The organism is Bacillus aquiflavi, from assembly GCF_019915265.1.
Classification (GTDB): Bacteria; Bacillota; Bacilli; order Bacillales; family Cytobacillaceae; genus Bacillus_BT; species Bacillus_BT aquiflavi.
The window spans coordinates 1,998,182-2,016,211 of record NZ_CP082780.1 but is presented as its reverse complement, the minus strand read 5'-3'; the positions used below and the strand labels follow the sequence as shown (position 1 = coordinate 2,016,211).

At 35.4% G+C, this 18,030-nt stretch carries 17 protein-coding genes and 1 riboswitch; of the genes, 11 read left to right on the top strand and 6 right to left on the bottom strand.

Translation table 11 applies throughout. The annotated features are described in order from the left end of the window. The first annotated feature begins 180 nt into the window (after positions 1 to 180). Both K6959_RS09615 and K6959_RS09610 read left to right on the top strand, forming a co-directional pair. Positions 181 to 1,692 carry a carboxypeptidase M32 gene (locus K6959_RS09615; protein WP_223086364.1) on the top strand — a complete coding sequence of 504 codons (1,512 nt, stop codon included), beginning with the start codon at positions 181 to 183 and terminating at the stop codon, positions 1,690 to 1,692. A gap of 22 nt (positions 1,693 to 1,714) precedes the next feature. Further along, positions 1,715 to 2,602, top strand: a complete 888-nt coding sequence (locus K6959_RS09610) for a DMT family transporter (protein ID WP_316252471.1) — start codon at positions 1,715 to 1,717, stop codon at positions 2,600 to 2,602. 85 nt (positions 2,603 to 2,687) lie between these two features. On the opposite strand, the gene K6959_RS09605 is transcribed toward K6959_RS09610, so the two are convergent. From K6959_RS09605 to K6959_RS09595, 3 genes are read right to left on the bottom strand one after another with little or no spacing between them, the layout of a single operon-like run. Continuing rightward, the gene (locus tag K6959_RS09605; protein WP_163239982.1) at positions 2,688 to 4,349 is read right to left on the bottom strand and encodes a b(o/a)3-type cytochrome-c oxidase subunit 1; all 1,662 of its coding nucleotides are present in this window, start codon (positions 4,347 to 4,349) and stop codon (positions 2,688 to 2,690) included. Beyond that, entirely contained in the window at positions 4,349 to 4,825 is a 477-nt protein-coding gene (locus tag K6959_RS09600; RefSeq protein ID WP_163239984.1) for a cytochrome c oxidase subunit II, read from the bottom strand. Before K6959_RS09600 ends, K6959_RS09605 begins: the two co-directional genes overlap by 1 nt. A gap of 24 nt (positions 4,826 to 4,849) precedes the next feature. Further along, positions 4,850 to 5,005 (bottom strand): cytochrome c oxidase subunit 2A, encoded by a 156-nt coding sequence (locus K6959_RS09595; protein WP_223086361.1) that lies wholly within the window; start codon positions 5,003 to 5,005, stop codon positions 4,850 to 4,852. Between the two features lie 483 nt (positions 5,006 to 5,488). Next, positions 5,489 to 5,588: riboswitch (purine riboswitch) on the top strand. A gap of 98 nt (positions 5,589 to 5,686) precedes the next feature. Between K6959_RS09595 and K6959_RS09590 the strand changes: the two genes are divergently transcribed. From K6959_RS09590 to K6959_RS09555, 8 genes are all read left to right on the top strand, one after another. Continuing rightward, complete coding sequence (locus K6959_RS09590; RefSeq protein ID WP_163239988.1) at positions 5,687 to 6,277, top strand: xanthine phosphoribosyltransferase; 591 nt, start codon at positions 5,687 to 5,689, stop codon at positions 6,275 to 6,277. Further along, positions 6,274 to 7,569 (top strand): nucleobase:cation symporter-2 family protein, encoded by a 1,296-nt coding sequence (locus tag K6959_RS09585; protein ID WP_163239990.1) that lies wholly within the window; start codon positions 6,274 to 6,276, stop codon positions 7,567 to 7,569. The genes K6959_RS09590 and K6959_RS09585 overlap by 4 nt, the downstream gene beginning before the upstream one ends. Positions 7,570 to 7,848: 279 nt before the next feature. Further along, the gene (locus K6959_RS09580) at positions 7,849 to 8,940 is read left to right on the top strand and encodes a type III polyketide synthase (RefSeq protein ID WP_223086359.1); all 1,092 of its coding nucleotides are present in this window, start codon (positions 7,849 to 7,851) and stop codon (positions 8,938 to 8,940) included. Continuing rightward, positions 8,941 to 9,504 (top strand): isoprenylcysteine carboxyl methyltransferase family protein, encoded by a 564-nt coding sequence (locus K6959_RS09575; RefSeq protein ID WP_163239994.1) that lies wholly within the window; start codon positions 8,941 to 8,943, stop codon positions 9,502 to 9,504. Positions 9,505 to 10,049: 545 nt separating this feature from the next. Beyond that, on the top strand, positions 10,050 to 13,709 hold the full coding sequence (locus tag K6959_RS09570; protein WP_223086358.1) for a dynamin family protein: 3,660 nt from the start codon (positions 10,050 to 10,052) through the stop codon (positions 13,707 to 13,709). A 15-nt stretch (positions 13,710 to 13,724) separates the two neighbouring features. Next, positions 13,725 to 13,901: a hypothetical protein gene (locus K6959_RS09565; protein ID WP_223086356.1), complete on the top strand. Its 177-nt coding sequence runs from the start codon at positions 13,725 to 13,727 to the stop codon at positions 13,899 to 13,901. Between the two features lies 1 nt (position 13,902). Beyond that, positions 13,903 to 14,745, top strand: a complete 843-nt coding sequence (locus tag K6959_RS09560; RefSeq protein WP_163240000.1) for a sulfurtransferase — start codon at positions 13,903 to 13,905, stop codon at positions 14,743 to 14,745. A 195-nt stretch (positions 14,746 to 14,940) separates the two neighbouring features. Further along, entirely contained in the window at positions 14,941 to 15,849 is a 909-nt protein-coding gene (locus tag K6959_RS09555; protein WP_262421761.1) for a 5'-3' exonuclease, read from the top strand. Between the two features lie 50 nt (positions 15,850 to 15,899). Here K6959_RS09555 and sspL read toward each other — a convergent pair whose 3' ends face one another. Continuing rightward, the gene (gene sspL / locus K6959_RS09550) at positions 15,900 to 16,031 is read right to left on the bottom strand and encodes a small, acid-soluble spore protein L (protein WP_374058340.1); all 132 of its coding nucleotides are present in this window, start codon (positions 16,029 to 16,031) and stop codon (positions 15,900 to 15,902) included. Positions 16,032 to 16,165: 134 nt separating this feature from the next. Between sspL and K6959_RS09545 the strand changes: the two genes are divergently transcribed. Continuing rightward, on the top strand, positions 16,166 to 16,468 hold the full coding sequence (locus tag K6959_RS09545) for a DUF6123 family protein (RefSeq protein WP_179959006.1): 303 nt from the start codon (positions 16,166 to 16,168) through the stop codon (positions 16,466 to 16,468). 145 nt (positions 16,469 to 16,613) lie between these two features. Here the strand turns inward: K6959_RS09545 and K6959_RS09540 are convergent, their stop codons facing one another. After that, positions 16,614 to 17,525, bottom strand: coding sequence for a DMT family transporter (locus K6959_RS09540; RefSeq protein ID WP_262421760.1), 912 nt, complete (start codon positions 17,523 to 17,525; stop codon positions 16,614 to 16,616). Then, positions 17,518 to 17,922 (bottom strand): reverse transcriptase-like protein, encoded by a 405-nt coding sequence (locus tag K6959_RS09535; RefSeq protein ID WP_163240008.1) that lies wholly within the window; start codon positions 17,920 to 17,922, stop codon positions 17,518 to 17,520. The genes K6959_RS09540 and K6959_RS09535 overlap by 8 nt, the downstream gene beginning before the upstream one ends. Positions 17,923 to 18,030 lie beyond the last annotated feature (108 nt).

Below are 18,030 nucleotides of genomic sequence, written 5' to 3'. Positions count from 1 at the left end.
TTTATTGTTAAATATCATTAATTTTCAAAAATATGATAAAATAGTGAAGATATTTATTTGTTAATGTTTTGTAGAACTACAATTCATAAAATAGTGCTTCGTTCTAAAAGACATTGATGATGAATAATTGAACGATTGCATTTTATAGCAATGAAACTTATTATTCAAGGAGGAAAAGTAATGTCAGAGATAAAAAAAATAGAAACAGAGTTTTTAAATTATGTAAAAAAGATGACTGCTTATCAAGAAGCTATCCATTTAATTTATTGGGACTTGCGGACAGGCGCTCCAAAGAATGGAGTAACTCACCGTTCTGAAGTGATTAGTTTACTTTCCTCTGAAGTATTTCAGATGTCGACATCTGAAGAAATGGCAGCATACATAGCAAAGCTTTCACGTTTCAAAAATGAAGTGTCAAAAATAACTCAAAAGACATTAGAAGACTGTAAACAAGAATATGATCGAAATAAAAAAAACCCTATCGAAGAGTATAAAGACTATGTAATGCTTCAATCAGAAGCTCAAAGTATTTGGGGAGAAGCAAAGGAAAAGTCAGACTTTAACTTGTTCCGACCATATTTGGAGAAACTCGTTGACACGAATAAGCGTTTTATTGAATATTGGGGATATGAAGGTAATAAATATAATACACTTTTAGATCTATTTGAACCAGGTGTTACCGTAGCTGTTTTAGATAAAGTATTTGAAGAATTAAGGGAGAACATTGTTCCTCTTGTTAAAGAAGTTTCTGAATCTCCGTATCAGCCAGAAACAGCATTTTTGTTTGAGCACTTTTCTAAAGAAAAACAGCGTCAATTCAGCGTAGAAATTTTAAGGCAGATCGGATATAATTTTCATGCGGGCCGTTTAGATGAGACGATTCACCCATTTGCAATCAGTTTAAATCCTGGTGATGTTCGCGTGACGACGAACTATAATGAAAAAGATTTTCGTTCTGCTGTGTTTGGAACAATTCATGAAGGGGGACACGCATTATATGAGCAAAATATTTCCAAAGAATTGATCGGTACATCATTATGTACAGGGACATCTATGGGAATACATGAATCTCAATCTCTTTTTTATGAATATTTCATCGGCAGACATTATTCTTTTTGGGTAAAAAATTATGATTTACTTAAAAAGTTTTCAAACGGACAATTTGACAATGTAACGTTAGAAAACTTTTATCGAGCAATTAATCAGTCAAAACCATCACTAATTCGAATTGAAGCTGATGAACTGACATATCCACTTCATATTATTATCCGCTATGAAATTGAAAAAGGCCTTTTCAATGATGAAATAGATGTGAAGGATTTGCCGCAAATTTGGAATGATAAATATGAGGAATATCTCGGAATTCGACCAAAGAATGACGGTGAAGGTGTTTTACAAGACGTTCATTGGGCCGGGGGAAGTTTTGGTTATTTTCCTTCATATGCTTTAGGCTATATGTATGCCGCACAATTTAAAGCAGCTTTAGTAAAAGATATACCGAGTTTCGATGAACTGCTTGCAAAAGGACATTTGCAGCCAATTAGAAAATGGTTTACTTATCATATTCACCAATATGGAAAAATGAAGAAACCGTTAGAAATTTTAACGGATGTAACTGGTGAAGGTTTAAATGCAAAATATTTAATTGACTATTTATATGATAAATATCGTAAAGTGTATCAATTAATCTAGTATTTAACAAAGGATGACTACAATGCTACCTTATATGATGATTGCAGCCGGTGCTGCTTTATGGGGGTTAATTGCCATCTTTGTAAGGGGGCTATCCGAGTATGGTTTCACTGCGATGGAAATTGTTACGATTCGGGTAATTACAGCTTCACTATTATTAATAATCATTGGACTTATTCGCTATCGCAGTGAAATGAAAGTGAAAGTAAGAGATACTTATTTATTTATTGGGACGGGAATATTAAGTATTGTTTTTTTTTACTGGAGTTACTTTACAACTATTAATGAAATGAACGTTTCTTTAGCGGTGATTTTGCTGTATACATCTCCAGCTTTTGTTACAATCTTATCTTATATTTTTTTAAAAGAACCATTGCATATGAAGAAAGTGTTTGCGGTAATTGGAACGATTTTCGGTTGTGTATTAATAGCGGGTGTTTCAGTCGGAGAAGCAAATAATGTAACAATGCTAGGGATTGTAATCGGTCTTTGTTCGGGATTAGGTTATGCTTTATATAGTATTTTTGGTAAATTCGCATTAAGAAAATATGAACCATTTACAGTAACATTATTCACATTTGTCGTTGCAGCTCTTTTTCTGTTACCAGTTACACGGATTTGGGAAAAGGGAGCATTGTTGCAGCCTGAAGTAATCGGTCATGCAATTGGATTAGGGCTTTTTCCAACAGTTATTGCTTTTATTTTATATACGAAAGGGTTGGAAAAAGTTGAAAGCAGTAAAGCAGGAATTATTGCAACAGTTGAACCGCTTGTTGCGACTTTTTTAAGTGTTTTCCTTTATCATGAATCATTAACGATCTTTCAAATCATTGGCTCTGTTTTCATTTTATCGTCTGTTTTAATCGTTAACTTTCCAATAAAAATGAAAAAACATCGTACAGTAACATAATAGAGTAGTAGCAATTAATAAACGCCCCCCAGCGACTTTTATTTTCTCTGTGGGGCGTTTTTATTTCTTTTATCATGCTCGTCATTTAGAAGAGTTTAAATCCTTTTGCTCCAGGAGGCGCATTTTGGATCATATCGATTAACGGGATTGTGTACGCAAATAGAATTAATAAAGCTGTGATTCCAAGCCATAATTTCCAGTTTTCGAAAACAAGAGGTGTAGCTTCAGCCTTTTCAGGAGCTTCCGCAACCGGAAATTCTTCCTCACCTTTCGGAGCAAAGAAGGCTAGGTTGATAAAGATGATTAGGACTAAAATGATCCCGATAAACAAAATCGTTCCACCTACTGCTTGAGCAATTTGATAAGGAATCCATTCAAGGGCTTGTGGTGCATCACCATAAGTTGAGAAAGAAGAACGGCGCGGTGCACCTAACAGTCCCGCAAAATGCATTCCTCCAGACATAAACGTCATTCCGACAGCCCAAACAATCCCTTGAATGATTGCAAGTTTGTTCATTTTCTTTGTTAGCTTTCTTCCAGTTAAGTGTGGAATGAGCCAGTATGAGATTCCGAAGAACGTTAAGACAACTGATGTTGCAAGTGTTAAGTGAAAGTGTCCTGTAACCCATACAGTATTATGAACAACTTGGTTCATTTGGAAAGAAGCGTTTACCATTCCGCCTGCACCTGCTGGAATGAATGCAACCATTCCGATAAATGGTACTGTAAAACGAGCATCGCCCCATGGGAGTTTTTTAAACCAGCCAAGTAAGCCTTTTGCTCCTTTTGCTCGGCCGACTGTTTCAAACGTTCCAAATAATGAAAATGCTGTCATTAAAGATGGTATTACAACTAAAAATGTTAAAATAACCTGTAAAAACTTCCATGCAGGGTCAATTCCTGGCTCTGTTAATTGATGGTGGAATCCGACAGGTATTGAAAATAATAAGAATAAAATAAATGACATACGTGCTAACGAGTCTGAGAATAGCTTTCCGCCGATTACTTTTGGGACAATGACATACCAAGCCATATAGGCAGGTAACAACCAGAAGTATACAAGCGGGTGACCAAAGTACCAGAATAACGTCCGGCTTATTAATACATCAATCGTATCAACTAATCCTAAAGACCAAGGCAGGATTTGAACAAGGACGGTTGTTGCTACACCAATTGTCGCAACGAACCACATCGCCGTATTAATAATGGCCATAAACGTCAATAATGGACTTACTTTCCCAGGGTTTGCTTTCCGCCATTTTACGTAAGAGGCGATTAACGCACTACCTTCAATCCACGTTCCGACAATCACTAATGTTAAACCAATATAGAAAATTGGATGTGCTTGCAATGGTGCATAGAACGTGAATAATACAGAAGCTTCATTTAAAAGAATCATAGTTGCCGCAAGCAATGTACCAATTGTCAAAACGAAAAACCCAATCCAACCAGCTTTACGTGCTCCGTTTGACAATGTACCTGCAGTCCGGCTTACAGCAGATATTTGAAACCCAAAAATAAAGTACGTTGTCATAATGAGTGCTAATAGTACCCCATGAACGGTTAATACTTGATAGTAACCAATTCCAAAAGGAAGTTCGAATTTGCCAGAACGTACGAGAACTTGTAGCAATCCTGCTAACCCACCTAATGCTAAGGCGATAAATGACGCATAGAAGTGAGCCATTGAGAGCTTAGCATCGCGGCGATCAACCTTTGCTTTTGTTTTTTTAGAAGAGCCAAGCATTATTCAACCACCTCAATTTTTGAAGACATCATGTGGTGCCCAACACCGCAATATTCATTACATAACACTAAGTATTCGCCAGCTTTATCAAATGTTGTGACAATCTCACTAATAAAGCCTGGCTCAAGCATCATGTTAATATTAGTTCCTGCAACTTCAAAGCCATGGATGACATCTTTTGTCGTTGCAATGACTTTTACCTTTGAACCTTTTGGAACTTGAACTTCACCGGGGTTATAAGCAAATGCAGAAGCAACAAAAACTAACTCATAATCCCAATCTTTTCCTTCTACTTTATTAAGCCCTGGTTTAGTAAACGGAGCTGTTTCGTCCACTTTTTCAGGGTCAATAGTTGCCAAACAACTTGGCGGTTGGTTGCCCATGTAGAATGCACTTACACCTAAAACAGATAAGAAGACGAGTAGCGCACCTACCCCAAAAATAAGCCAAATCTTTTCAAATTTGTGCATGTGCATGGCTTTTTTTCCCCCTTTTAATTCTTAAAAAAAACGATCTAAGAATACGAAATAAACGCTTACCCAAGTAGTAACAACAATAAATAATCCTACAAAGAAAACGGAAACTAAAGTCCCTTTTAAAGAAGAATCGTCTTCAACCTCAATGTTCGATTTACGATCGAGTTCCGTTTTCGCCATCCTCCCTCACTCCCCTCATCTATCTGAAAAAAACTTATGAATACACTTTCATAATACAAAACATTTTCAAGAATTCTATCGAGTTTTGGGGATTTCACAAATATTTCATACCTCATTTTACAACTATGGTAATAGTGTAAAATTGATAAATCAGTAAAAATTAACGCATATTCTGACGGATAATTGTGAAAAATATGTGAAGCTTTTGAGGGTAAAGTAAGTTTTTTAAAGGAATTTCGATTAAGCAAAAATATAAACTCACACTTATTAACATATAACTTTGTTGATTTATTGGTTTGTCTCCCTCCTGAATGATCTAAGTCGAAAAAGGAAGCAAGATTTTTTTCTCGTTCCAGATCATTAAAAAGGTTCTTTTAATTGAAGCCGCGCAGGACTGCAGTTTGACCCGAATGAGTTAGAGCAAAAGTAGATACGTGAAAAACTCGCTTTATTCATAAAAATAAGCTATAATACATCCATGTTAATTTCATATTTTTACTCTCTCATATAATGGCGGGGATTGGCTCGCGAGTTTCTACCAGATTACCGTAATAATCTGACTATGAGTGAGCAAAACGTCTTTTTTATAATGTTTTTTTTTCAAGCCTAAAGGTCGTTGCTTACTCATTTATTTTAAGTAATGCAATAGACCTATAGGCTTTTTTTGTGAGGAGGAATAGGATGAAAGCACTAAAAGATAAAATTCTGACAGAGGGGATTGTACTGTCAGATCACGTATTAAAAGTAGATTCATTTTTAAATCATCAAATCGATCCGTTTTTAATGATGGAAATCGGAAAGGAGTTTGCGAATCGCTTTAAAGAAGCAAAGGTGACAAAAATATTAACGATAGAATCGTCTGGTATTGCCCCTGCTGTAATGACTGCATTAACGTTAAATGTCCCAGTCATTTTTGCAAGAAAAAGAAAGTCATTAACTCTTATTGATGATTTATTGACAGCACCGATTTATTCATTCACAAAAAAAGAGACAAACGAAATTTCGGTTTCAAATAAATTTATTGAAGCTGGGGATCAAGTGTTAATTATTGATGATTTTCTAGCAAACGGAGAAGCGGCTAACGGATTAGTAACAATCGTTAAAGAGGCGAATGCTCATGTTGCAGGAATTGGAATTGTAATTGAAAAATCGTTCCAAAATGGAGGAAAAAAGCTGCGGGAGCTAGGGTATAGAGTGGAGTCGCTTGCAAAAATTCAAACGCTTGCAAATGGAAAAGTAAATTTTGCAAATGAGGAGGCACCCCTTAAATGAAAGAGCATCCTTTGAAAATTGCATCATTAGGGTTGCAGCATGTTTTAGCTATGTATGCTGGAGCGGTCATCGTTCCGTTAATTGTTGGCGGTGCTCTAGGTTTAACAAGTGAGCAGCTAACTTACTTAGTTTCGATTGATATATTAATGTGTGGAATCGCGACAATCTTACAAGTATGGAAAAATCGTTTCTTTGGAATTGGCTTACCCGTTGTATTAGGTTGTACGTTCACCGCTGTTGGTCCGATGATTTCAATCGGGGGAGAGTACGGCATTTCTGCCATTTATGGCGCCATTTTAGTTTCTGGATTATTCGTTGTTTTAGTTGCGAAATATTTCGGGAAGCTTGTAAAATTTTTTCCGCCCGTTGTAACAGGATCAGTAGTCACAATTATCGGAATTACATTAATTCCTGTTGCAGTAAATAATATGGCTGGAGGAGTAGGCAGCCCTGATTTTGGATCATTACAAAATATTGGACTTTCGTTCGGCACGCTATTATTTATTATTATTCTGTATCGTTTTTTTACTGGATTTATTCGCGCGGTCGCTATTTTATTAGGATTGCTTTGTGGTACAGTTGTCGCTTACTTTATGGGGATGGTTAATTTTTCAGCGGTTTCAGAAGCATCAATGTTCCATATTATTAAACCGTTTTATTTTGGAATGCCTACTTTTGAAGTGACAGCGATTTTAACAATGATTCTTGTAGCAATTGTCAGTTTAGTAGAGTCGACGGGTGTTTATTTTGCACTAGGAGATATTTGTAAGCAACAATTAGGAGAAAAGGACTTAGCAAATGGATACCGTGCAGAAGGGCTTGCGATTATTCTTGGCGGGATTTTTAACGCATTTCCATACACAACATTTTCGCAAAACGTTGGGCTTATACAGCTGTCGGGGGTAAAAACAAAGAATGTCATTTATACTGCAGGTGTCTTTTTAATCATACTCGGTTTAGTGCCAAAAATCGGGGCTATAACAACTATTATCCCTGCATCTGTTCTTGGCGGTGCAATGATCGCGATGTTTGGAATGGTCATTGCTTCAGGGATTAAAATGTTAAGTCATGTTGATTTTTCATCACAGGAAAACTTGCTTATTATCGCATGCTCGGTTGGAATGGGTCTAGGAGTAACAGTTGTTCCTGACTTATTTGCAAGTATGCCAGCAAGTGTTCAAATCTTGACAGAAAACGGGATTGTAGCAGGCAGTTTAACTGCAATATTTTTAAATATTATTTTTAATATAACGAAAAAAAATAAGCAGGAAATTCCTATTTTAAATAAATAATCTAAAGTGTAAGGATAGGTTTAACAAAAATTTCATTTCATCAAATTGGTTGAAAACACTTGTCAGTAAAGGCGCTAAGTAATAGAACAAGTCGTTCATCAGCTTTCAACAAAGTGCCAAGTTATAATGAATTCGTGCGTTTGTCAACAGCCTAAAACCACTTCTTTTTAAATAAAGAGGTGGTTTTTTAGTATATTTTACATACTTTATTAGAACGATTTTATGTATAAAGTAGCGATAAATGTAAATATTAAGGTAAAAATATAAGGAGAGAAAAATATGCCTACAATTGTTTCTGTTGCTGAAGCTGTGCCTCCATATGAAATTGATCAAGAAACAGCGATTCAATTTGCCAAACAGTTATTTTCAGGTTCTTTTCGGGACATCGATAGACTGCTACAAGTGTTTCAAAATGGCCAAATTGAAAAAAGTCATTTTATTAAAGGGATTGACTGGTTTCGTCAAAAGCATGGCTTAGCTGAAAAAAATAAGGCATATATTGAAGGGGCAGTGCAATTAGGAACAGAAGCAATTCAAAAATGTTTAGGTGAGAAAGCCTATATTAAAACCCGAGTTCCCTACGATGAAATTGATGCGATCTTTACTATTTCAAGCTCAGGCATTGCGACTCCAAGCATTGAAGCAAGAATTATGAATATTCTTCCTTTTAAAGAAAGTGTAAAAAGGATTCCAATTTGGGGTCTTGGCTGCGCTGGTGGAGCAGCAGGCCTTTCACGGGCATATGAATTCTGTCTAGCTTTTCCAAAAGCAAAGGTACTCGTTCTATGTATTGAATTATGTAGCTTAACGTTTCAGCACAATGATCGTACGAAAAGCAATTTAATCGGGACAAGCCTATTTGCAGATGGAGTAGCATGTGCTCTTTTGTGCGGTGATGAGGCATTTGATGATAAACATTTCCAACAAATTTTATATCCGAAAATTTTGGCAACGGAATCAATTACAAAACGAGATTCGTTAAATGTCATGGGATGGGATGTCAAGGATGAAGGATTATATGTTGTATTTTCTAAAAGTATTCCAACCATTATTACGAATTGGTTAAAGCCAAATGTTGATTCTTTTTTACAAAAAAATAATTTGCAAATGAAGCAAATGAATCATTTTATCGTTCATCCTGGCGGGAAAAAAATATTAGAAGCTTACGTTCATGCTTTAAATATTCCACAAGAGATGGTAAATATTAGTTTTAATATTTTACGGCAATACGGCAATATGTCATCTGCGACAATTCTTTACGTATTAAATCGTTTTATGAGGCTCAATCACAAAGAAGGGGAGTACGGCCTTGCTCTCTCCCTTGGTCCAGGGTTTAGCTCCGAATCTTTATTGTTAAGGTGGGGAAGGTAATTGGCACTATTTTTGTTCCTGCTGTTTATTATACTGCAACGGCTTAGTGAGCTATTGATTGCTAAGCGAAATGAAAAGTGGATGAAACAGCAAGGCGCTTTAGAATTTGGCGAAGATCATTACTTACTTCTGGTCATGATGCATGTATTCTTTTTTATCTCTCTAATTGTTGAAGTTCAAGTACTTGAAACAACAATTTCGCCTATTTGGCAACTGTTGTTAATTTTATTTTCCCTTACGCAAGTATTGAGATTGTGGGCACTTACATCACTAGGGAAGTATTGGAATACAAAAATAATTGTCCAACCGAAGGCAAATATTGTGATCAAAGGTCCGTACCGTTTTATGAAGCACCCTAATTATGTTGTCGTTACTTTAGAATTGCTCATCATTCCCTTTTTATTTCAAGCATATATAACTGCGGTAGTGTTTTCACTCATGAACGCGATAATACTTTCAATTCGAATTTCTGTAGAAGAACAGGCGTTAACGGAATTAACCGAATATCGTTCTGCTTTTCACGAGTCACGCCGATTTATACCGCGCCTTTCCAAAAGACTGTGACAAATTAATGAACGGATTGAAAATCATTCTCGATCATGGTATGATATAAGTGAAAATAATTCTCAATATCATTTCATCGAAGGAAGGTGTTACATATGATTTGGTTATTCATTTCTTTTATAGCAATGACTTATATCTTTGTAACTAAATATATATTAAATCACGTATTACAGCCGTGCCCTATTGAGCAACACGACGAAAATAAGCTTGATTTAAATCGTAAATAATGTTTCAACTTATTTACCCTGAATGCAAACGCTTTCAATAACCTTAGGGAAAGCTGCATTAAAATCTTACTTTTTAAATATGCCTAAAGATTCGAATTGTGCGCAACGAGCCAATAAGTCAATATTCAGGTCTCAAAAAGAGGAATTGTCCGATAAGTTATCAACAGACTTATTAGATAATTCCCTTTTTGTATAATTTTAGATATTTATGCAGAAGTATCTTGCTTTTTCCGATGTTTTCATCATCCTAATGATAGGAAAAGTTTTAAAAATCGTTTAAAATAAAGACATCGATAAATAGTAAGGGGATTTTTATTCATGGTTCAAACAATAGAACAACAAAATACAAGTTTATTAACAAAAGTAACTGCGTTGCACACATTATTTCAGAAAGCTGGTGATAAGGAAGTTCGTGAAAAAAGTGCACAACTAGCTTTAAAGCTACATGAAGGAGAATTTTCAATCGCTTTTTGCGGTCATTTTTCAGCTGGAAAATCAAGTATGATTAATAAGTTAACTGGCGGAAATTTACTTCCGTCAAGTCCAATTCCTACAAGTGCCAATCTAGTAAAAGTAAAAGCGGGAGACGACTATGCAAAAGTGTATTTCCATCACGATAAACCCAGTCTTTATCCTGCTCCATACGATTACGATGAAGTGAAGTCTTATTGTAAAGATGGAGATCAAATCAAATCAATTGAAATTAGCTATTCACATTCTAACCTTCCGAAGGGAACAGTGATATTAGATACACCTGGGATTGATTCAACTGATGATGCCCATCGAATTGCAACCGAGTCTGCTTTGCATTTAGCGGATCTTGTATTTTATGTAATGGATTATAATCATGTTCAATCAGAATTGAATTTTTTGTTTACGAAAGAATTGACGAGCGCTGGAAAAGATTTATATTTAATCATTAATCAAATTGATAAGCATCGTGAAGAGGAATTAAGTTTTGAAAGCTTTCAAGCAGGTGTAAAAAATTCATTTGCTTCGTGGGGAGTAGAGCCGGAAAAAATCTTTTATACATCATTAAAAGATGAAAATCACCCGCTTAACCAATTTTCTGAATTGCAGCAATTTATTCAGGAGAAAATTAACATAAGGGGAGAGTTGTTGCCAAAAAGTGTGTACTACTCGTTAAAAAAGCTTACTGAAGAACATTTACAATATCTTTCAGAACAAAATGAAAAGCTTTTGCATAAGCAGGAGCAAGTTTTAGCGAACTTATCAAAAACTGAACGGGATAACGTGAGAAAACAACTGCCAGCTTTAAAAAAAGAACTTAAAGAGCTGCAGTCGATGTTAGAAAACAGAGTTGACCATTTTGATAAAGAAACGAATGAAATTTTAAAAAATGCATACTTAATGCCATATCAAACGAGAGAGTTGGCTGAAAACTATTTACAAGCTTGTCAGTCTGACTTTAAAGTAGGATTATTTTTCTCTAAGCAAAAAAATGCCGCTGAGCGTGAAAAAAGATTAAATGTTTTTTATGATGATTTAGCGGAAAAAGTAAAGTCGCAACTTGAATGGCATTTAAAAGAACATGTTTTAAATACGTTAAAAAAATACGAGCTTCATAGAGCTGAATTAGGAGCACTGGCACAAAGTTTTTCACTTACGTTTCATAAAGAATTTCTTGAAAAAATAGTGAAAACAGGGGCAAGGCTTTCAGGAGATTACGTCTTAAATTATACGAATGATGTTGCAAACGAACTGAAACGATTAGCAAAAGCTGAATTGTCTCATATACGGACAGAGCTAATTAGCGCTTTAAAACATAAATACGAACAGCAAGAACAGTTATTAAATAGAGAAATACAACGTCTTAACAAATTATTTGACGCATTAGCTCAAATTGACGAAATTGAAGCAGAGCTTGTTGCTATCAAAATAAAAATGGAGAAATTTTTACGAGGCGAATTTAATGAAGCTGATGATCAAGCGTCAGTTAATGAACTGTTAGATGAAATAAAGCAGGAAGAGGTTAACGTTCAAACAGGACACAAAAAGAAACAAAGTATGAAAAATAAAGTGAATGAGCAAAAAGAAACAGAAATAAGTGAACCGAAAGCGACAATCGAAACGAATGAGGCCCAAGTCAAACAAGTGTTAAATCAATTACAATTAACAGCAAAGGAAATTCAAGATGTCCCCGGCTTTAAAAAGATTGCAGCACAATTAGAGGAGAAAGCGAATCGTCTAAAAAGTAAAGGATTTACTGTCGCTCTCTTTGGCGCATTTAGTGCAGGAAAGTCATCTTTTGCCAACGCGTTAATCGGTGAAAAGCTACTGCCAGTTTCTCCAAATCCAACAACTGCAACAATTAACAAAATTATGCCTGTTGACGAAGAACATCCAAACGGAACAGCCCTTGTAAAGCTAAAGGATCATGATGCTTTATATGAGGATGTATCCCGCTCATTAAAAGCTTTTGATCTAGCGGCAAATGATTTAGATAGCTGTTTTGTGAAAATAGAAAAAGTATTAAACAATGCCAATGATTATGATTCGTCAGTGAAGACACACTATGCGTTTTTACATGCATTTTACAGCGGATTTCGGTCGTATCGTCATTTATTAGGGGAAGTCCTAAAAGTGGATTTGCAACAATTCCAAGAATTCGTTGCAAAGGAAGAAAAGTCATGCCTAGTAGAATGGATTGAAGTTTATTATGATTGTGAGTTAACACGGAAAGGAATCACTTTAGTTGATACTCCCGGAGCTGACTCGATTAATGCACGCCATACAGGGGTAGCGTTTGACTATATAAAAAAATCAGATGCCTGCTTTTTTGTAACGTACTATAATCATGCCTTTTCAAAAGCTGATCGAGAATTTTTAATCCAATTAGGCCGTGTAAAAGATACATTTGAATTGGACAAAATGTTTTTCATAATTAACGCAATTGATCTTGCCAATAATGAAGAAGAAATGGAGTCAGTAATAGATTATGTAAATAATCAGTTAATGACTTATGGGATTCGCAAACCAAGCCTGTTTCCGGTTTCCAGTCTGCTCGCTTTAGAGGAAAAAATAGCAGGAAAAAGTACAGATTTATCAAGGATGAAGCAGTTTGAGCAAGCTTTTTATTCATTCTTATCTAATGATTTAATGAATATTGCCATTTCTTCAGCACAAGCGGAAATAGATAGAACGGTTGAGCTGTTAGATAATATGATCGCTTCTTCATATGAAGACCAGGAAGTGAAAGAAGAGAAAAGGCGCCTAATTAAGGAAGAGAAAGTGTTTATAAATAAGCTGCTTGACGAACAGAATTCACTGTTTTTGCAAAATCGACTCACACAAGAAACAGATGAGCTAGCTTATTATATCAAACAGCGAGTGTTTTTCCGCTTTGGTGACTTTTTTAAAGAATCATTTAATCCATCAATATTAAAGGATGATGGCCGTAACTTGAAAAAAGCAGTCCAAACTGCACTTGAAGATTTTCTATCATTTATCGGTTTTGATTTTGCTCAAGAAATGAGAGCGACCACTTTACGTTTGGAAGCATTTATTCATCAGCTCATGCGGGAGTATCAGCAAACGTTAACGAAACAAATAGCGGAAATTAATCATAATTTATCTTTTTCACAATATGAAGCATCTTCGTTAGAAAGTATTGACTTTGAATCAGCGTTTATCAAGACTGATAGAGTTATCTTTAAAAAAGCATTATCTTATTTTAAAACCCCTAAAGGATTTTTTGAGAAAAATGAAAAACAGCTTATGAGCGACGAGCTTGAAAGGCAATTACAAGAGCCGGCAGAAATGTATTTACAGTTAGAAAGTAAACGAATGAAAGATCATTATTTAAATCTTCTTAACAAGGAATTTGAAACTTTTCTTCAAAATATCAATGAACAAGTTAGTGAATTTTACGAAGGTATTTTAACCGTACTTGGAGAAGGTTTCCCAGTGGAGCGTTTACTAGAGATTAAGGAAACAGTTTTAACATCTCGCCAATAAAGGAGCTTTCATTCTATGAAAAACAAGTTTCATGCATGTGCTTCTTGTGTTCATTTTAGAGCACAACGGATCGGGGCGAAGATGAAATATGAATGTGCTCGTCTTCGCTACGAGACAAATCCAAAATATCAATTTAACTGTTGGACTCCGAAGGGATCTGTAAAGAAATTAATGGAGAAAAGGGGTATGTAAGATGAAGCACTTTACCGTTGAAAAAGAATGGCTATTGGAACAGCTGGCTGATCCAAAGATAAAAATTGCTGATTGCCGTTTTAATTTAGCTAATCCTGATGAAGGAAGACAAGCTTATGATAATGGACATATTCCAAGAGCCGTCTATTTCCATCTTGAAGAAGATTTATCCGGTCCTGTAAAAGAGCATGGGGGACGTCATCCTTTGCCAGAGTTGGAACAGCTTAAGAAAAAGCTTGAAGCAGCGGGGATAACGAATCAAACAACTGTTATTGTATATGACGATGGCGCCGGGGCATTTGCAAGCCGGTTTTGGTGGCTGTTAACATATATGGGACATACGAAAGTGTATATTTTAAACGGAGGTTTTTGCGCTTGGAAAGAAGCTGGTTATGTCTTGACTGAAGAAATTCCTAAAGCGGAACAAGCTTCATTTACAATAAATATCGTTCCTAATATGCTAGCTTCTTATCAAGAAGTAAAAGATATTGTTTCTACTGAACAAAGTGAAACGGTATTAATAGATTCAAGGGAAAGAAATAGATTTCTAGGCATTGAGGAACCGATTGATAAAAAAGCTGGTCATATTCCTGGTGCTATTAATAAATTTTGGCTGGATGGTTTTGAAAATGGCTTTTTTAAATGTAAATCAGAACAAGAAAAAAGGTTTCAAAATATTGATAAACAAAAGCCAATTGTTGTCTACTGTGGTTCAGGAGTAACCGCAACCCCTAATTTTATTGCGCTAAAATTAGCCGGTTTTCAAAATGTAAAATTATATGCAGGCAGCTTCAGCGATTGGATTTCTTATGATGAAAACAAAATTAATACAGGGGAAAACTAACAATATCTTTCCGGGAGACCGTGTCTCGTGACACAAAAATAAAAAATATAAGTTAAATATGCAGGCGTACAGGCAAAAGCGAACCCGAGCAATGTGAACGTCATCATAATGTAAGCTCACCTTTTCATAAGGTGGGTTATGATTATGTTATAATTCATAATGGAAGAGTAAATAAACAGTCTGGGGGCATTTATAGTGAATTCGAAAAAGCCGTCACTTATGCTTGTTGATGGAATGGCATTACTGTTTCGTGCTTATTTTGCGACAGCTGTGACAGGTCAATTTATGTTTAATTCAAGGGGAATCCCGACAAACGGAGTTTATGGTTTTATAAAACATTTCATGTCAGCAGTTTCTGCATTTCAGCCAAGTCATGTTGCTGTTTGTTGGGACATGGGGAGCAAAACGTTCAGAACAGAGATGTATTCTCAATATAAGGCTAATCGATCAGAGCCTCCTGCCGAATTAATTCCTCAATTTGAACTTGCTAAAGAAGTAGTAGAGGCATTTGACATACCAAGTATCGGTTTGAAAGGTTATGAAGCTGACGATTGTATCGGAACAATCGCTCATCAACACCGTGATAAGGCAATGATCTCGATCTTAACAGGTGATCAAGACATATTACAACTTATTGATGACGATATATCCGTTATTTTATTAAAAAAAGGCTTTGCAAACTATCTCGTTCATACGAAGGAAACTTTTATGACAGAAAAGGGAATTTTTCCCAAGCAATTGATCGATGTGAAAGCTTTTATGGGTGATCCGAGTGATAATTATCCTGGAGTGAAAGGAATCGGTGAAAAGACAGCGCTCAAATTAATAAAAGAATTTAACAATGTCGATGGTGTTTTACAAAACATCGATAAACTAACAAAGAATCAAAAATCAAAAATTGAAGCAGAAATTGAAATGTTGTATTTAAGTAGAAGGCTTGCTGAAATAAAATGTGACGTTCCAATTCAATGCTCATTAGATGAAACGGAATTTAAATTTAACTGGAAAAAAACGTTTTCAGCATTAGCGGAAATCGAAATAAAAGGTTTACATCGACTGCTAAATGTCCATAAAGAAACTGCGGCATTAAAAAAAGCTGACTAATAGTTATAAAAGTCAGCTTTTTTTACCCCTTATAAAATATAAGGATTGTATTACTTTGTATTTTTCTTTTTTGCGGCATTTTCAAGTTTGCTTTTCGGATCTTCTGTAAAATCAGCATCTTGACCATATCCTTGCGGGGTTACACTTGGAGCTTTTTTACCTTGATTGTTTTTTTGGCTCACGGTTATGATCACCTCCGATTTATAGTATTTCATTAAAATGGGATTCTAATCATAATGGTCAAGCAATGAAAGAAAAGCACTATAAAAAAGGGTAAAATCGGAAAAGATCAATCATCGAGATATGGGAGAGAGGGATGTTGAAGTTTATTCAGACAGTAGAGGAATATTTGCTTTATTTAAAATGGAAGGGGTTTCATTTTCATGAAGATGCCATTGGATTTATTTACTTTGGTAAGCATTACACGAATGCATCTGACAAGCTCGTTAACATCGCTATTGAACTTACATTAAAAGCCCAAAAACGATTTGACGGGAGCTTTTATGTTTCGTTGCTGGAATTGTTTGCGGAAAACAAAATCCATAATCGACAAGCAGCCATTTTATTTGCGCAAAATAAAGGCTTGCTGCAAGTTCAAAGTAAAGTAAGAAACAACTAAATACATTTTGAAATGATCTATTTCAGTAAGCCCCTAAAAAAGCAGGCGGAGAAAAACGATTTTTTGTTTTCCCCATCTGCTTTTTTTATCGTTTTCATTTCTTTGCTTTATTCGTAAAAAGACTGCGGTTTTAATATAAAAGAGTTTACATTGCATTTTTACGTTGAAACAACATGTTTTTCTTTGGTAATTCAGCAAAAATCATCCCAAATAAAATAAGTAAACATCCGAAAATTGCGCTTCCGGATAAACGATCACCTGCCCAAAAGTATCCAGTTGCAGCGGCAAACACGGGCTCAGTTGCAAAAATTAACGCTACTCTCGTCGGTTTTGTATATTTTTGGAAATTTGTTTGGATAAAAAACGCTACTGCAGTTGCAAATATAGAAGTAATCACTAAAGCGACAATGACCTCACCCGTTAATAATACGTCAGTTCGAAATGCATCTTCCCAATCTTCAAATAGAAAGGCAAAAATCGACGATAAAAAGGCGACAGTTAAAATTTGAATAGCTGTTAAGAGCAATGTTGGAAACTGCTTGCTGAATTTACCTATAAAAATAATATGAAGCGCAAAACCAGCTGCACATATAAAGACAAATGCATCACCGACATTTAACGATGCAGAGTCAGTCATTGTTAATAAATATAATCCAATTGTTGCGATAAAAACACCGACTATTGCAAGTATATTCGGACGCTGTTTTAATAATATGTACGACAGGAACGGTACAATGACAACACTTAAGCCTGTAATAAAACCAGCTTTAGAGGAAGTTGTATAAAGCAGACCGAGAGTTTGAAATGCATACCCTAAAAAGAGCCAAAACCCAATGAACATACCAGAAAATATTAATCTTTTATTTATATAAGTAAATTGGTGCCGCTGGAATAAACAAAGCCATCCAAAAAGAAGTAATCCTGCCAAAAAAAAGCGAACGCCGTTAAATGAAAAGGGCTCCAAAAAAAAAAGTGCATTTTGTACTAATACGAAAGTTGAGCCCCAAACTAACGCTACGAACAGTAAACTAATATCTGCAAATAATGACTTATTCAATGTCTTCCTCCTCATTTTTTCGAATTGCCATTCTCGCTAGTTCATCTGCCACTTTATTTTCTCGGCTGGGCACCCATTTTATAAAAAATAAATCGAACTTTTTTGTCAATTCAAGCGCTTGATAAAGAAGGGGTGCAAATTGTTTATTTTTTATGTATTCTTTTTCAACTGCTCGATTAACTACAGCCGAATCAGTCCGAAAGGAGACGATTTTATATTTCTTTTCAAAGCAAATTTCTAATCCTTTTATCAAAGCATAAAATTCTGCTTCATGGTTCGACATCATCCCCAGTGGAATTGAATATCTGTCTACATGACCATTTGCTTTAATAAAAACACCTGCACCACTAGGTCCAGGATTGCCTGCACTAGCACCATCGATATATACCTCGATCACATCATTTCCCTCCATTAAAATATTCTAACATGTATTGATCCCCCCGCTATTTGCGAGGGGATCTTGGGTGAAACAGTAACAATCAGCTAATCCTACATATTCTCTCTA

What these genes read in the sequence shown, in the direction of transcription:
- K6959_RS09605 (WP_163239982.1), bottom strand. Translation starts at nt 4,349, where the DNA reads ATGCTTGGCTCTTCTAAAAAAACAAAAGCAAAGGTTGATCGCCGCGAT.
- K6959_RS09570 (WP_223086358.1), top strand. Translation starts at nt 10,050, where the DNA reads ATGGTTCAAACAATAGAACAACAAAATACAAGTTTATTAACAAAAGTA.
- K6959_RS09560 (WP_163240000.1), top strand. Translation starts at nt 13,903, where the DNA reads ATGAAGCACTTTACCGTTGAAAAAGAATGGCTATTGGAACAGCTGGCT.
- K6959_RS09595 (WP_223086361.1), bottom strand. Translation starts at nt 5,005, where the DNA reads ATGGCGAAAACGGAACTCGATCGTAAATCGAACATTGAGGTTGAAGAC.
- K6959_RS09580 (WP_223086359.1), top strand. Translation starts at nt 7,849, where the DNA reads ATGCCTACAATTGTTTCTGTTGCTGAAGCTGTGCCTCCATATGAAATT.
- K6959_RS09615 (WP_223086364.1), top strand. Translation starts at nt 181, where the DNA reads ATGTCAGAGATAAAAAAAATAGAAACAGAGTTTTTAAATTATGTAAAA.
- K6959_RS09585 (WP_163239990.1), top strand. Translation starts at nt 6,274, where the DNA reads ATGAAAGAGCATCCTTTGAAAATTGCATCATTAGGGTTGCAGCATGTT.
- K6959_RS09600 (WP_163239984.1), bottom strand. Translation starts at nt 4,825, where the DNA reads ATGCACATGCACAAATTTGAAAAGATTTGGCTTATTTTTGGGGTAGGT.
- K6959_RS09610 (WP_316252471.1), top strand. Translation starts at nt 1,715, where the DNA reads ATGCTACCTTATATGATGATTGCAGCCGGTGCTGCTTTATGGGGGTTA.
- K6959_RS09565 (WP_223086356.1), top strand. Translation starts at nt 13,725, where the DNA reads ATGAAAAACAAGTTTCATGCATGTGCTTCTTGTGTTCATTTTAGAGCA.
- K6959_RS09590 (WP_163239988.1), top strand. Translation starts at nt 5,687, where the DNA reads ATGAAAGCACTAAAAGATAAAATTCTGACAGAGGGGATTGTACTGTCA.
- K6959_RS09545 (WP_179959006.1), top strand. Translation starts at nt 16,166, where the DNA reads ATGTTGAAGTTTATTCAGACAGTAGAGGAATATTTGCTTTATTTAAAA.